Annotated in this window: 12 protein-coding genes; 3 read left to right on the plus strand and 9 right to left on the minus strand. The window is 43.7% G+C overall.

Features of this window, described 5'->3' with window-relative positions; all coding sequences use genetic code 11:
• The first annotated feature begins 106 nt into the window (after positions 1-106).
• Entirely contained in the window at positions 107-574 is a 468-nt protein-coding gene (locus tag VK179_00005; protein ID HLO57099.1) for a hypothetical protein, read from the plus strand.
• Position 575: 1 nt separating this feature from the next.
• Here VK179_00005 and VK179_00010 read toward each other — a convergent pair whose 3' ends face one another.
• Both VK179_00010 and crtI read right to left on the minus strand, forming a co-directional pair.
• The gene (locus VK179_00010; protein ID HLO57100.1) at positions 576-1,496 is read right to left on the minus strand and encodes a squalene/phytoene synthase family protein; all 921 of its coding nucleotides are present in this window, start codon (positions 1,494-1,496) and stop codon (positions 576-578) included.
• Positions 1,493-2,980: a phytoene desaturase family protein gene (gene crtI / locus VK179_00015; protein ID HLO57101.1), complete on the minus strand. Its 1,488-nt coding sequence runs from the start codon at positions 2,978-2,980 to the stop codon at positions 1,493-1,495. The genes VK179_00010 and crtI overlap by 4 nt, the downstream gene beginning before the upstream one ends.
• A gap of 156 nt (positions 2,981-3,136) precedes the next feature.
• Here crtI and VK179_00020 point away from each other — a divergent pair, with 156 nt between their 5' ends.
• Positions 3,137-4,045: a universal stress protein gene (locus tag VK179_00020; protein ID HLO57102.1), complete on the plus strand. Its 909-nt coding sequence runs from the start codon at positions 3,137-3,139 to the stop codon at positions 4,043-4,045.
• 22 nt (positions 4,046-4,067) lie between these two features.
• Here VK179_00020 and VK179_00025 read toward each other — a convergent pair whose 3' ends face one another.
• From VK179_00025 to VK179_00035, 3 genes are read right to left on the minus strand one after another with little or no spacing between them, the layout of a single operon-like run.
• Positions 4,068-7,049 (minus strand): PEP/pyruvate-binding domain-containing protein, encoded by a 2,982-nt coding sequence (locus VK179_00025; protein ID HLO57103.1) that lies wholly within the window; start codon positions 7,047-7,049, stop codon positions 4,068-4,070.
• Positions 7,050-7,105: 56 nt separating this feature from the next.
• Positions 7,106-8,122 (minus strand): 2-oxoacid:ferredoxin oxidoreductase subunit beta, encoded by a 1,017-nt coding sequence (locus VK179_00030; GenBank protein ID HLO57104.1) that lies wholly within the window; start codon positions 8,120-8,122, stop codon positions 7,106-7,108.
• Positions 8,112-9,974 (minus strand): 2-oxoacid:acceptor oxidoreductase subunit alpha, encoded by a 1,863-nt coding sequence (locus VK179_00035; GenBank protein ID HLO57105.1) that lies wholly within the window; start codon positions 9,972-9,974, stop codon positions 8,112-8,114. The genes VK179_00030 and VK179_00035 overlap by 11 nt, the downstream gene beginning before the upstream one ends.
• 132 nt (positions 9,975-10,106) lie before the next feature.
• Between VK179_00035 and VK179_00040 the strand changes: the two genes are divergently transcribed.
• On the plus strand, positions 10,107-10,625 hold the full coding sequence (locus tag VK179_00040) for a gamma carbonic anhydrase family protein (GenBank protein HLO57106.1): 519 nt from the start codon (positions 10,107-10,109) through the stop codon (positions 10,623-10,625).
• 244 nt (positions 10,626-10,869) lie between these two features.
• Here VK179_00040 and murI read toward each other — a convergent pair whose 3' ends face one another.
• From murI to bamA, 4 genes are all read right to left on the minus strand, one after another.
• Positions 10,870-11,679, minus strand: coding sequence for a glutamate racemase (gene murI / locus VK179_00045; GenBank protein HLO57107.1), 810 nt, complete (start codon positions 11,677-11,679; stop codon positions 10,870-10,872).
• 86 nt (positions 11,680-11,765) lie between these two features.
• Positions 11,766-12,290 carry an OmpH family outer membrane protein gene (locus tag VK179_00050; GenBank protein HLO57108.1) on the minus strand — a complete coding sequence of 175 codons (525 nt, stop codon included), beginning with the start codon at positions 12,288-12,290 and terminating at the stop codon, positions 11,766-11,768.
• A 32-nt stretch (positions 12,291-12,322) separates the two neighbouring features.
• Positions 12,323-12,838, minus strand: a complete 516-nt coding sequence (locus VK179_00055; protein ID HLO57109.1) for an OmpH family outer membrane protein — start codon at positions 12,836-12,838, stop codon at positions 12,323-12,325.
• Positions 12,839-12,907: 69 nt separating this feature from the next.
• Positions 12,908-15,538 (minus strand): outer membrane protein assembly factor BamA, encoded by a 2,631-nt coding sequence (bamA, locus tag VK179_00060; protein ID HLO57110.1) that lies wholly within the window; start codon positions 15,536-15,538, stop codon positions 12,908-12,910.
• Positions 15,539-15,541 lie beyond the last annotated feature (3 nt).

Raw genomic sequence — 15,541 nt, forward strand, 5'->3', positions numbered from 1 at the left:
ACATGTCGAAATTAATACATTGACATCAATTTGGCATGGAATTGGCTATAAATTCGGTGAAAGGGCAACTATCGCCGGTGAAATACCTTAAAATGAAAGTTAAATTATGAAGACAACCTTTACTTATCGAAATAACAGGAAACTCGCAATTGCGGTTTTGGCATTTGGTTTATTTTTATCCAATTCATGTGAGGTTGCCAATGACGTGCTCGGAAATGAAACTGTCGCCGCCATTGAAGGCGAATGGGGCGTGGAAGAAGAAAGTCAGTTTTATAAGAAATCCACGATGATCCCAAATACTTATTCTGTTTTTATTACTATTGATCCGGATAATCCGAATGGTGTCATTATCGATGGCTTTTATCACGTTAATATAAGCATAAAGGCTTCTGTTTCAGGTAGTACAATTACTATTCTTGAACAATCCGCACATGATGAAAATACTCAATATGATTATACGGTGTCCGGGTCAGGTTCGCTGACAGGCAATCTGAAAGAAATCTCCTGGAATTATGTCGTTAATGATGGAAGTACCGTTAGTGATCATTGCACTGCAACCTATACGAAAAAGTAGGTTATTCCCTGAAATCTTCGATCGTCTTGTAAACCCTTTCTTTGATTTCTTCAGAAGAGGGATTGAGTTCTTCAGTCGTGAACTTTCCCTTTTCAATATTAATTCTTTCAAATACCATCAGGTAAAGGTTGAAGATAATCATCAGGCTCAGCCTGTACCTGGGTTCCAGTAAGGGATAAATATTTTCTATGACTTCAAAAGTCTTTTTCCTGTATATTGCAGCCAGATCATAATAGGTACGGATCATATTCCTGAATCCGAAAGGAATGGGAGCGCCGTGTGCTATATGGCTCAGTTGTTCATGGGTAAGTCCGTTATCGGTAATTACATCATCGGCAAAATAATTCAGGTGATTATGCTGATCCTTCTGAAAATCGCGGATAATATGAACGATATAGCTGAATAAGGCACAAGGTGTGGCGGCGTCTCTCACATCAAATGCAGGAACATCATAACCGTGTCTTGTTTTTCGCAATCCGTTCAGATGAACAAATATGGAAGCAGGGGAAACCGATGCGCCCTGTGAATAATCTATAAAATCGCTGATTGTGGCAAAACCGTTATGATCGATATCGTAAATCATCGATTTTGCAAAGGTTTCAAGAGGCCACAACGGAATATGGAAAGTTCTTATCGTTTCGAGCAGTTCATTTCCTGAATCATAATTCTGCGGTTTTTCAATGTGATCAATCCATGTATTCACGCTCTGCAAAAAGGATGCTTTTTCATTCTCGGCAATGATAGTATGTGCAGATTTATGACAATCAATCAGATCGTCTATTGCCCTCATGTATTTATAGCACATTTTTGCGGCATTATACCGGTCTTCTTCCCAAAAGGCCGCGGCAATCAGTATATTGGGATGATCAATGATCCTTTTGAAATCAATCCGGTTGAAAAGTTCCTGGTAGAGCTGATTCATGATTGTTGTTCTTTTTTAATGCGCTCAGCAGTCAGCTTTGCTGAAAGTAGAACCAGCGGGATTCCGTTTCCCGGATGTGTGCTTCCTCCTGCAAAATACAAGTTACCATATTTACGGTGCCTGTTCTGAGGCCTGAAATAACCCATCTGGAAAATATTGTGCCCGATGCCGAAAGTCGAACCCCGGGTAAGATTCATGAAATTTTTCCAGTTTTCAGGGAGAAGGCTGATTTCGAATTTTATGTTTTCTTCGATATCAGACAGTCCGAATTTTTTCAGACGTTCTATTACAGCCTTTCTGGCCGTATCTTTTAATGCATTCCAATCGGCATCCGATTGATCAGCCAGGTGCCCGCAAGGGATGATCACCGAAACAGAGTCTCCGCCTTCAGGAGCAGCTGTATTATCGGTACGTGCTGGGGCATGAATATAAAAACTGGGATTTGATGAAAGCGACTGATCTTTAAAGATCTTTTTCAGGTTGTCGCGGTAGGAACCCGACAAAAACACATTATGATGCTCAAGTTGCGGATAGGTTTTCTTAAGTCCCCAGTGCAATACAATTGCCGAGCAGCTGTACGTCATTGAATCGAGGCGCCGCGACACTTTTGCATCCGTAAGCAATTCACGGTATACATAAGGAAGATCGGCATTGCACACAATAATTTTCGCCGGTATCGTGCTGCCATTATCGAGTACAACACCGGTTGCTCTCTTTTTTTCAGTGAGAATTTTTACAACGGGTGAATTGTAAACGAACCTTACACCGGCTTCTTCAGCCAGCGAAACCAGTTTACGGGTGACAGCAAACATTCCGCCTTCGGGAAACAGTGATCCTTCGGTGAGTTCAGCAGCGGCAAGCATCGAAAAAAGGGCAGGGGCACTGAACGGATCCTGTCCTACATATATATTCTGAAAAGTAAATGCATTCTGCAGGTTCTCATTCTTGAAGAACCTTTTAACGTATCGGGTATGCCGTAAATGCGTTTTTAACTGAACAAGCAATAAGGCATTCCGGAGGGTGACAAAATCTAACAGGCCATAGAAGTTACGTCCCAGCAAGTTGTCCGTGGCGAGCCTGAAGTTCCGGTAACCTTCGGTAATCAGCTTTTCAGCCTTTTCAGAACTTCCCTTTTCAATCTTTTCAAGCTGTTCGTAAAGGCTTTTTTTGTCCGGCGTAAAGTCGATCTTCATCCCGTCCTCAAAGCTGATCTGGTAAAGAGTGGGGAGAGGAAGCGATTTAAAGCTGCTTTCTTCGGTGATATCAAGCGTTTTGAATACCTGCCTGTAAATTTCAGGCATCAGGTATATGGTTGCACCGGCATCAAAACGGTGTCCGTCTCGCATTATCTGGCCACACCGTCCTCCCGGTGAAGCATTTTTCTCATAAACTGTAACCCTGAATCCCTGCCTTGCCAGGTAAATGGATGTGGTTATTCCGCCAATGCCTGCGCCAATGATCACAGCAGTTTTATCACCTGCCATATGAAAATGAAATTGAAATTGAAATTGAAAAGTCGAAAATATGCAATTTTTCGGATACTGTGTAACTCACCTTAAAAAATAAGCTTCAGGGTGTTCCGGACACTAACCGGATTATATTCTTTTTTTTAGTAAATTTAAGACTAAATACATGCCGTCATGAATCCATCCGACAGTAATCCGGTTTCTTCCCCTGTGAAGATCAGAAAAATATTGGTGCCTGTTGATTATTCCGAATGCTCCAGGTTTGCCTGTCGTTATGCCATTAAAATAGCCTGCAAACTGGGGGTGGAGATTAAACTGTTTCACACGTACTATTCTCCCGCATTTGATTTGATCGAACTCGCCGGAGCCGTTCAAACACAATCTCAATTGAGGGAAGAGGTTACAGTTAACCTTGAAGAAAGCGAAAAGGAAACCCTTATAAATTTCATGAACGGACTCAAGGATTATATTGAACAGTGCAACCTTCCGCCTGTTCAAATGAGTTTTGACCTTGCACCCGGCGTACCGGAAGACGAAATAATCAATTATTCAAAAGAATACCTGCCTGACCTGGTCATCATGGGAACCCGCGGAAAAGGTACCGGGGTAGGTGCCATTATTGGCAGTGTTACGGCGTCGGTCATCACCCGGATGAAAATGCCCGTTCTTGCTATTCCTGAAAAATACACGTTTGTTGGCGAAGAGAATGTGAAAAACCTGATGTATGTGACCGATTTTGATGAATCTGATTTTCTTACGCTAAAAAGCCTGATCAACCTTACCGACCAGCTTGGGCTTGACATTCATTGCGTGCATATCGGCGATCCCGATTCGTGGGATAGGGTGAAAATGGAAGGGCTTATGAAATATTTTACCGAGGTTTACGGCAAGACGCAAGTGTCCTACAGTTTTGTCAGCCAGAAAAACCTGTTGCCCGACCTCGATGAGCTTATACGGCAGAAGAGCATCAACATTCTTTCTCTTACCGCTCACCGGCAGGGGATTGTTGACAGGCTGTTCAAGAGGAATATGACAAAGAAGCTGTTCTACCACACATCGATTCCGTTGCTGGTGTTTCATTAGATCAAGCTCCTCGCAATGACGGCTAGCTTTGCGGCTTATACACCACTGCCTTATTCGACTTCCCGTCAATTTCAATTTTCACGGGGTTTTCAAACCGCACGTGGCGAATAAACTGCGTTTCATTGACAGCAGGAAGCGAATTCAGAAAATCGACATGATACACGCCGTCTCCCATGTATGGATTGATCGTCAGGTATCCTACGCCAAACGTGGTGAGATTATGAAAGAAGTGGGTGCCCTGGCTGGGGTCAACCCTGAAACGTTCGAGGCCAGATTCAACAATAACCCTAGCGGCCGATATATTGGCCCATTTCACCGGTATTCCGAGCCACGGATCACTTGATCCCCAGCGGCCCGGACCAACCAGGACATACTGAGTCTGATTCTTTGCAAAACCGTCATTGATGGTTTCAAGTTCTGCTGCGATGTTCATGCTTTCAGCCGCCCTGAATGTATCAGGTTTTACATAAACAATGTCTTTAATATTGTTGTATGTACCGTTCCCGAGCGCCTTGTCGGAATAAATGATCACCCTCTCGAAATCCACATTCTCAATTCTCGAATTGAGACTTTGTTCATTAATTACTATCGGGCGTATCTGCAGCAGGTTAAAACCAAGATTGCTTCCGTTTCTTGTGGTGTAATCCACTGCGAATTCAATCTCAACAGGATTATTCATGGCTTTCTGGCCAAGGTCGAGCAGGTTATTCAGTATATCAGCAAGCGGGAAACGATCATGTGACAAAATATTCGAGAAGGTGATAATTTTTCTTCCTTTAGCATCAAGCCCGTCGCGGATCTGGTTGTTTTCATGATCATATACTGAAGCCGCTATTTCAAGCGTGCCATCGGTTTCAGCATCACTTACGGCCAGTTTAACAAGATTTACTTTGTCATCCGTGGAAGCCAGGAACTGGTTCGGATTCATGTCGAGCGCATAGAAATATTTCTGCGTCGATTTAACGGCCAGTTCGGGATTTGAAAGCTGGATGATCTTTTTTGGATATCGGGGTGAAAAACGGAGTCCCGTGCCGCCTTCAGCAATCAGCTTTCCCAGGCCGAATGCAATGGTCGCAATTCCGTCGTTGGCCTTTTCGGGATGAATCGGGTAGAAATTAATGGACCGGGCTACGCCTGAGAGCAAGGGATAGAATCGGTTTCCATATTGCCGGCCGCATACTTCCTGAATGATGATACCCATCTTCTCCTCATCGATCAGGTTGGTAGTAGCCAGTGCGTATGCTTTGCTCGATTTGAAGAAAACCGAAGCGTAGACGCATTTGATGGCCATCTCGAGCATACGGATTGCCGTGGCTTTCACAGGAACCACGGGAATCATATAGGTATTGTAAATACCTGCAAACGGCTGGTAAAACGAATCTTCGAGCTTGCTTGATGATCGGATGGCAAGCGGATTATTTGCCTGCAAAATAATAGTTCCCAGGTCCTGGTAAATATGTTCGGGAAGCCGGGCTGCCACAAAAGCTTTAAGAATCTCCTCATCACTCAGTCCCGAAGTGGCAAGCGGGTAAAGGTCATTCTGCTGCATGAACTCATCAAAGATCTCCGTACTCAGAACAACCGTATGCGGGATGTTGATTTTCTCGGTTTTAAGCATTTCAAGTGCTTCACGGTTATTCAGGAAACTGTTGAAAAAGGCCAGTCCTCTTGCTTTACCGCCAATAGACCCTTCTCCGATCCTTGAAAAACCAACGTATTCATCATACAAATGCCTGTCGAATTCTGCAATTATGCCCTGTGCCTTGCTGGTCCTGAAACTTGAGATGGCTTTATAAATGTATTTCCTTACGTCATCAAGCGATTTGAAATCCTCGAGCTTAGCCGGTTTAAATATCTGGGCAATAGGAAACAGTCCCCTTGCATTAAGCCATTTTGAAATATCATCACGCCGGGTGTGATAGATCAGGATGTCATCGGGAATTGTCATGATGACCTGCTGAAGATCCCGCAGATTTGCAGCAACACAATATTCCTCAAGTGTATCGGGCTTTCTGAATACAAATTCGCCGAAGCCGAAATTCTTTAAGATATAGTCTTTGAGCTCGTTCGAAAGGTTCTTCGAATGCTTATGAAGAAAACCGGTTCCTATTGAAAACGCGTATTGCTCATTCGATTTATCGGAGGATTGAAGCAGAACCGGGATATTCTTGTCCTCATTTTTGATCAGCCTGCATAATTCAAGGCCTGCCATAACTTTGTGATCTTTTCGGTTGGATGTCATTTTGAAACTCACATCCGATATGATGCCCATTATATTATGCCTGTATTTTCTGTAAATCTCAACGGCATCCGTATAGTTGTTGGCAAGCAATATTTTGGGTCTTCCCCTGCGCCTGAGCATTTTCTGGTGCTCGTTAAGAGCTTCTTTCATGAATTCCATGGTTTGCTCCAGCACTACTTTATAAACTACCGGCAGAAAGGATGATATAAATCGAACTGAATCTTCGATCAGCAAAATCGATTGCACACCGACCTGCTGAATATCAAAGTCGGCATTCATCCTGTCCTCGATCAGTTTGATAATGGCAAGCAGCAAATCGCTGTTTCCAAGCCAGCAAAACACATAATCGATGGCACTCAGGTCCTCATTTTCAAGTTTAAGCGAAACTTCCCTTGAAAAGTGAGTGAGGACCACAATAGGAATTTTGGGATATTTCTCTTTAAGCTCACGTGCAAATTCAAATGTATCCACGTCCGCGATGCTGAGCATTTCAATGATCAGATCAATGCGGTCGTTTTCAAGGATGCTCTTTGCTTTTTTCGCCGAATCGGCATGAAGAAAAACAGGAGGGTACCGCAGGTTCAGTGATACATATTCATTGAAGATCTGCTCGTCAATACGGCCGTCTTCTTCGAGCATGAAAAAGTCATAGCTGCTGCAGATCACGAGCACTTTCCGTATCCGGTTCTGCATCAACAGGTTGAAAGAAGTATCCGAGAAGTAATACGTTTCGATATGACTTTCTTCCACTCTTTTGGCCATCTTAAGCGGTTTAGATGTTTAGGGGTTTAGGAGTTTAGAAGTTTAGGGAACCTTTCTCACTCCATCGAAAACGTATTCCCGCTGCAAAGCAGGTCGTCAACCGTTTTTATCGATGATTTGGAGCGTACCTCAGCCATCTGTTTGTACATCATATCGTCATATACGCTTGCTTCACACGACCGGATGACTCCCATTGCAATAGGGAATTCGGGCCTGCTGAGCCGAACAAGCATATAATCACGTGTGTCATCATGATCAAGGGCGTTATGAATAAGAATATCTTCTTTTTTCACGCCGTTTTCGCCCACTTTTACCACTTTAAACCGGGTACCTTCCTGGATTAATCCAAGCTCTTTATTTTTACCGAAAAGCATAGGTTCTCCGTGCTTCAGGTAAAGCTGGTTTTCAGCCCTGAGTTCCTTGCTCGTGATTTCAGCATGAATATCATCGTTAAAGATAACACAGTTCTGGAGCACTTCCACAAGGGCGGTTCCTTTATGCCTTGCAGCCTGTATGAACACTTCCTTCATCATTTCAAGGTCAGTATCCACAACACGTGCAAAAAAGTTACCCTGGGCACCCATGGCCAGTTCGCCGGGTAAAAAGGGATCTTCAATAGTGCCGTCCGGTGATGATTTAGTTACACTGCCTTTTGGTGTAGTGGGGGAGTACTGGCCTTTTGTAAGCCCGTAAATTTTATTGTTGAAAAGCAGGATCTTAATATCCAGGTTCCGGCGGAGCAGGTGGATGAAATGGTTTCCACCGATGGCCATTGAATCGCCGTCGCCTGTAACCAGCCAAACGCTAAGTTCAGGATTAGCCAGTTTTATCCCTGTGGCTATTGCCGCACCGCGTCCATGAAGGCCATGAAATCCGTAGGTGTTTATATAATAAGGAAAGCGTGATGAACAGCCGATACCAGAAACAAAAACAACTTTTTCCTTTTCTATTCCGGTCTCAGGCAATGCGCGCTGAATAGCAGCCAGCACTGCATGACCTCCGCAGCCGGGGCACCATTTGGCCGGCTGCTCCATCTTGAAATCCTGTACTGTTGTTATGCAATTATTTTCCATGGTTTTCAGGAGTCATTAAAACGTCATTGAATTTTTCTTTTAATTCCGATATCATAAAAGGCAATCCCTGCACTTTGTTGAATTGCAGATAATTGAATTCGGGTAATTTGCTTCTTAAATAGGAAGCAAACTGGCCGAGGTTCAGTTCGCAAACAATTATCTTTTTGAAATTGCGGAAGATTTCGGAAACATTGTTCGGCAAAGGATTGATATAGTTGAACTGGGCAAGGCTGATGCTTTTACCTTCCTCAATCATTTCCTGCACGCCGGTGTAAAGAGCTCCGTAAGTTCCGCCCCAACCCACAACAAGCAGGTCGCCGCTTTCATTGCCAATAACTTCCTGGCGGGGAATAAAGTTTGCCACTTTGGCAACCTTGTCATTCCTCAGGATTGTCATCTTTTCATGGTTGTACGGATCATAAGAAATCACCCCTGTGATATCCGATTTTTCAAGTCCCCCAACCCTGTGCCTCAACCCGGGCTGACCCGGCAATGCCCATGACCGGGCAAGAGTTTCAATATCCCTTGCATAGGGTTTGTAATCCGGATCATCATCTTTTACAAGCCTTGCCTTGATTTCAGGAAGGTCTTTCACTGCAGGAATTTTCCACAATTCCGATCCGTTGGCAAGGTAACCGTCTGAAAGCAGGATTACAGGAGTCATATGTTCAATGGCAATCCGTGCGGCCTCGAAAGCATATTCAAAGCAGTTGGCGGGTGTTGAAGAAGCCAGTACAACAACCTGGCATTCCCCGTGCCGTCCATACAATGCCTGCATCAGGTCACTCTGTTCTGTTTTTGTGGGAAGTCCTGTTGACGGTCCGCCCCGCTGAACATCCACCACCACCAGCGGAAGTTCGGTAATCACGGCCAATCCGAGGCCCTCACTTTTAAGTGACAAACCCGGTCCTGATGTGGATGAAACGGCCAGGCAACCGGCAAAGGCAGCTCCAATTGCCGAACATATGCCAGCTATTTCATCTTCAGCCTGGAAGGCAACAACTCCCAGGCTTTTCATTTTGGTAAGTTCCTGCAATATTTCCGAAGCAGGGGTTATCGGATAGGAGCCAAGGAATAGGGTCCGTTTTGCCCTTTCAGCAGCAGCAACCAATCCCCAGGCTATGGCTACGTTTCCGGTCATATTCCGGTAAAGTCCGGCACCCTTCTCGGCTGGTTTCACTTTGTAAGTGGCCTCAATGGCTTCCACCGTTTCAGCATAGTTATAGCCTGCATGAAGCACAGCCAGGTTTGCCTTTACAAGATCCGGTTTTTTCTTAAAGCGATCTTTCAGGAATGCTTCGCCAATCTTTACATCGCGGTTGAAGAGCCAGAAAAGAATACCAGCTACAAACTGATTCTTTGTCTTATCAGCAACCCGGGCGTCAAGGCCGAACTGCTTAACCACATCCCTGGTCATTTCAGTGATGGGTGCCTCAACTACATTATATCCTTCGAGGGAACCATCCTTCAGCGGATCTTCGATGTAATCCGCTTTTTTGTAATGTCGTGAATCGAAATTATCAATGTCAATAATAATCGTTGCCCCCGGACGCAGCCATCTCATATTTGCCTTGAGGGCTGCAGGATTCATAGCTACCAGTACATCGGCAAGGTCACCCGGCGTTTGCACCTCTTTGTGACCAATGTGTACCTGGAAACCTGAAACTCCGGCAACTGTTCCCTGGGGTGCACGTATTTCTGCAGGATAGTCCGGAAAAGTGGCCAGATCATTTCCTACAAAGGCCGATGTATCAGAAAACTGGGCTCCTGTGAGCTGAATGCCGTCACCTGAATCACCCGCAAATTTTACAACTACATCGTCTCGTTCAATTATTTTTACCCTTTTTTTCATTCCGAATTAAACTGTTATACATATAAACAATGTTACTTATTTCTGTTTAATCTAGCTATGACGTAAGCCAGCAAATTGGCAGATTATGATATAAATCACCTGTTCTGTTATCTTTGCATAAAATTTATTTTGATGGGTTTGATTAAAACGGTCAGGGGTTTTACGCCGCAACTCGGAAAAGAGTGTTATGTTTCGGATACGGCTGTAATTATAGGGGATGTTATTGCCGGCGACCAGTGCAGTTTCTGGTTTAACGTGGTGATCAGGGGCGATGTAAATTCAATACGGATAGGAAACAAGGTAAATATCCAGGATGGCACCGTTCTGCATACGCTCTACCAGCGGTCAGTGATTGAAATCGGCAACCATGTTTCAATTGGTCATAACGCAGTGATCCACGGAGCAAAGATCATGGATAATGTGCTGATTGGTATGGGCGCGATTGTGCTGGATCATGCAGAAATCGGGGAAAATTCGATTATTGCAGCAGGATCCGTTGTACTGACAGGAACTAAGGTTGAACCCGGAAGCATTTATGCCGGTGTGCCGGCCAAACGGGTTAAGGATGTAGACCCGCAGCAGGCCGCTGAAATGATCAACCGCATAGCGAATGATTATATCATGTACGCGGGGTGGTTTAAGGAGGAATGATGCTGAATGCTGGATGCCGGATACCGGAAAGAGCCGTCATTGCAAGGAGCATGACAAAACTTTGATTATACCCTGATATCTTGTCGACGAAGCAATCTGCCCGAACAGGAAGAGCTTTGCAAAGAGTGATATTTAAGGTTTTTCCTCGTTAGGTATTGCCTGTGCGGGCAGATTGCTTCGTCGCAGTATATCTTACTATAATCACAGTTTATGAATTGCTCCTCGCAATGACGGCGGTTACAGCCTAATTCCACAAATTTACCTTCTCCAGCTCAATCACCTCTTCAAAAAACAACTTTGAAATCACCTGGAAGTAGTCGGTGTAATCGGATACGAGGAAACGGTGATGCGGATTGGGATCATTGTTGAGCTCGTTCTTTTCTGTTAGCAGGTTACGCAGGTGATTGGCAACAATCTTCGACGAATCGATTACATCTACATTGAAATTAAAGAACTTGTTAATCTGGTTTTTAATAATCGGGTAATGAGTGCAACCAAGGATCAGGGAATCAATATGTTCGAAATCGGGTTTTGACAGGTAGCTGCGGATGATCGCGTTGCTGATGTCATCAAAAATAAACCCTTCTTCAATCATCGGAACCAGCATAGGCGTTGCCAGGGAGGCAACCGAAATATGCGGGTTAAGGGCAATGATCTTGCTTACATAGGTTCCGCTGTTAATAGTACCTTTAGTTCCGATAACACCTACATGTTTGTATTTCTTTCTTGATGCAACGTATTCGACAACAGGGTTGATTACATCCACTACAAGCGCATTGGAACCGGCCTCCTTTATTATGGCATCATAGGCATTGGCCGAGGCGGTATTGCAGGCAACCACAACCACTTTACACTGTTGTTCAAGCAGGTATTGTGTTATGCGTGCCGAATAACCGATGATGGTCTCCTTTGATTTATCGCCGTAAGGCAAATGGGCGGTATCACCGAAATATATGAGCCGTTCATTGGGCAACAACTGCCTGATGGCGTTGGCCACTGTCAGACCGCCTACCCCCGAATCGAATACTCCGATTGGCTTGTTATTATTGTTCATCCTGCTAGTAAAAAAATGCAGGGACAGATAGCGACCTGTCCCTGCAGATGGGACTGCAATGTCCCTTGATTATATTATTATCCGGTTTATTTCAGTCCGAGCTTGGTTTTAACAAGCGGCAGAATATCCTGTGATTCAGGAGCCGTATACACGATCATTCCTCCGGCTGTATCAAAAATATAGGTGAAACCGTTTTCAGCGGCTACATCATTAACAGCTTTTATGGCTTTATCCTGGATGGGTTTGAATAATTCAGCCCTTTTATCGCTTAATGATTTATCGGCTTCCTGTTGGAAAGTCTGGCTTCTCTGGTTCAGGCTTGCTAATTCTTCCTGTTTTGAATTTAAAATCACAGGATTAACATTCGGATCATTAGATAATTTAGTGTATTCATCGTATTTCTTATTGAATTCAACCTGCAATTCTTCCAGTGTCTGCTGCATTACAGCGGCTTCACGCTCAAGTTTTTTCTGTGCGCTGTCGCTTTCCGGCATGGCGGCGAAAACAAGCCGGCTGTCGATGTGCCCTATCTTGAGCGGATTTTGAGCGAAAATACTCCCAGAGGTTAATACTAAACCTGCAATTATCAGTAATCCAAATACTTTTTTCATCATTTTTAAATTAAGGAAACAAATGTAATAATTTAATTTTTATAACCGAGTTTCTGAAGCACTTCGTCACTTATATCGTACCTCGGGTTTGTATAGATCATTGAAGCACCGCTTGATGTATCGAAAATGGCGGCATAGCCGTTTTCAGTTGCAAGATCCTTGATCGCATTATAAACATCATCCTGGATAGGTTCAATGAGTTCCTGGCGTTTTTTGAAAAGTGCACCTTCCTGGCCAAAATAGTTTTTCTGCAGTTCCTTGGCTTCTTTTTCCTTGTTGACAATGGCGTCTTCTCTTTGTTTTCTCATATCCTCTGAAAGCAATACCCGTTCAGCCTGGTAATCCTTATACATTTTTTCAATGTCGGCATATTTGGCTTCCACTTCTTTCTGCCATTCCTGCGACTGCTTGTCGAGTTGGTCCTGGGCAGCCTTGTAATTCGGAATATTATTCAATATGTATTCCGTATCCACAAAGGCATATTTTTGTGCAACGGTAATTCCAAGGGATAGGAGCAAACCGGCCAGCAAAATATATACTCTTTTCATAGTGATGTTTTTAAGATTTAAAAATTGTATCTGGTTAGGATATATCAAATTCAATACCAAATTTAACATTTAGAAATTTTGTCCCATGGTAAAGTGAAATTCACCTCCATGACGTCCCTTATTAATATCGCTTCCCGAAATGCTGCTGTTTGGCATATCGAAGCCATATCCCCAGTCGATGCCCAGCATTCCGAACATCGGCAGGAATGCTCTTATGCCAACGCCGGCCGAACGTTTAATGCTGAACGGGTTGAAATCTTCAAATTTTGACCATGCATTACCTCCTTCAATAAAGGCAAGTCCGAATATGGTGGCCGAAGGATTCAGTGAGAAGGGATAACGCAGCTCCATCGTATACTTGATATAGACGTTACCATCATCTATGCTGGTTCCGTTACGAATAGTTGTGGGAGTAATGCTTCCTTCAGAATATCCGCGCAATGCAACAATATCGGTACCGTAAAGATTATAGCCCATCATACCGCTACCTCCGACATCAAACTTTTCAAATGGTGATGTTCCGATATCGGGATTGTAAAAGCCCAGGTATCCGAATTCAGATTTTGCCGATATAACAAGGTCCTTTACAATTTTTGTATACCATGCGCCATTGAAGGTCCATTTATGATATTCGATAAACTTAAATTTATTTGAGTTCTCGCGGTCAGCAACCTTCTGTTGTTTGGCGAGTTCTATTTCTTTTTCACCATACCGTGTATCGCCTTCATATTGTTTTCCGACCTGGTCCCTTATTTGTAACACCTCATTATCTGTCAATTTCCAGAATCCGTCCTTTTTGAAAAGTGAGTAAGGCGGAGTCAGCTTCACTCCGAATGAGAACGCCGAACCTCTGCGCGGATAAATCATCTGGTCCTGTGAACTGCGCGAAAGCGATATGTTAAAGTCAATAATCTGTGATAAACCGTCTGTGATCAGGAAGTAACTCGAGTAGTTGTTCAGCATATAGCGCTGGTATTCGAGTTCGGTATACAGCACAAAATAGTCATCGGGCCATTTAAGTCTTCTGCCTAAACCTACCGAAGATCCAAGTACTTTGAAATAACCGTCTGATCGGGCATCGCGAAATGTACGGTAAGGATGGGTGACCGTGTAATATAGCGATGTGGAGAAACTGTTGGGTTTTTTGCCTCCAAACCATGGTTCCACAAATGAAATGTTATACGCCTGGTAAAACCGGCCGTTTGATTGTGCCCTTACCGATAAAGTCTGACCGTCACCGGTTGGAACAGGCCGCCACGCTTTGGGATCAAGTATTTTGCGGGCTGAAAAATTCGAAAAGCGAAGTCCGATCGTACCTACAAAACCGTAGCCTCCCCATCCGCCGGATACCTCGAGCTGGTCGTTTGATCGTTCTTCCACCGAATATTCTATGTCGACTGTACCGTCAGCAGGATTCGGAAGAATATTCGGCACAATGTTTTCAGGATTGAAATGCCCCATTGCAGCCAGTTCTCTTACCGAACGGATAATGAGGGTTCTGCTGAAAAGATCTCCCGGCACTGTTCTTACCTCACGCCGGATCACATGTTCGTTTGTTTTTGTATTTCCTTTAACAAGCACACGGTTAATGTTGGCCGGATTTCCCTCGATTATACGAACTTCAAGGTCAATTGAGTCCTGGTCGATATTGATTTCAACGGGTTCAACCGAAGAAAACAGGTAACCTTCATCCATATACTGCGACTGCACTGCATCATCATCCGTTCTCAACCTCTTATCAAGGAATTCCTGGTCATAAACATCGCCTTTTTTCATACTTAGTACCCTGCCCAAAGACTCCGATGAATGCTTTGTATTGCCAACCCATGATATGTTTCTGATAAAATATTGCTGGCCTTCCTCTATTGTTAATTCAAGCCCGATACGTTTATTATTGAGGTCGACAAGTTTTTCGCTCAGGATCTGGGCATCCCGGTATCCGTGTTTATTATAGAAACCTATAAATTTCTTTTTATCCTCCTTGTATTGTTCATCGATATACTTTGAAGGTTTAAAAATATTGATGCTTTTCTGTTTTGTTTTTTTCATGGTTCTCCTCAGGCGCCTGTCGGTAAAAGCTTCATTGCCTGTGAAGGTTATGTCGGAAATTTTTACCCTCTTACCTTTGTTTACTATGATGTCGAGGAATACCTTGTTACCCGGAGATGTATCTGCTTTCTGAACAAAGTCAACATTTACCTTGAAAAAGCCTTTATCAACGAAATGCTTTTTAATGATGGTGACCGTGTTATTCAGCACATTTTCAGTGATCTGGTTTCCCGGTTTGAGCTTTATTTTCTCATCCACATCTTTTGTGTCGTTCTTTTTAAGCCCTTTGATCGTGAGTTTCGCCAGTCGCGGTTGTTCAGCAAGCTGAATTTCGAGAGAAATATAGCGACCTTCAATTTTGGTGGCAATCACTTTTACATCGGAAAACAGTCCAAGTGACCAGAATTTGTCGATTGCCTTTGAAATGGCATCTCCGGGAACATCTATCTCCTGTCCGACTGACAAACCCGATATATTGACGAGATAGGTTGTCTGAAGAAATTTCACACCCGTAACCTGGATATCTTTGATTATAAAAGTTCTGATGTTCTGGGCATCATATTCCATGTAACTGTTAACTGGTTCCGGAGTCTGACTAAAGACATGAACAGTAAATAAAATAAGAATTAATGCCGAAAGGGATTTTTTCATGCG

This window comes from Bacteroidales bacterium (assembly GCA_035299085.1).
Classification (GTDB): Bacteria; Bacteroidota; Bacteroidia; order Bacteroidales; family UBA10428; genus UBA5072.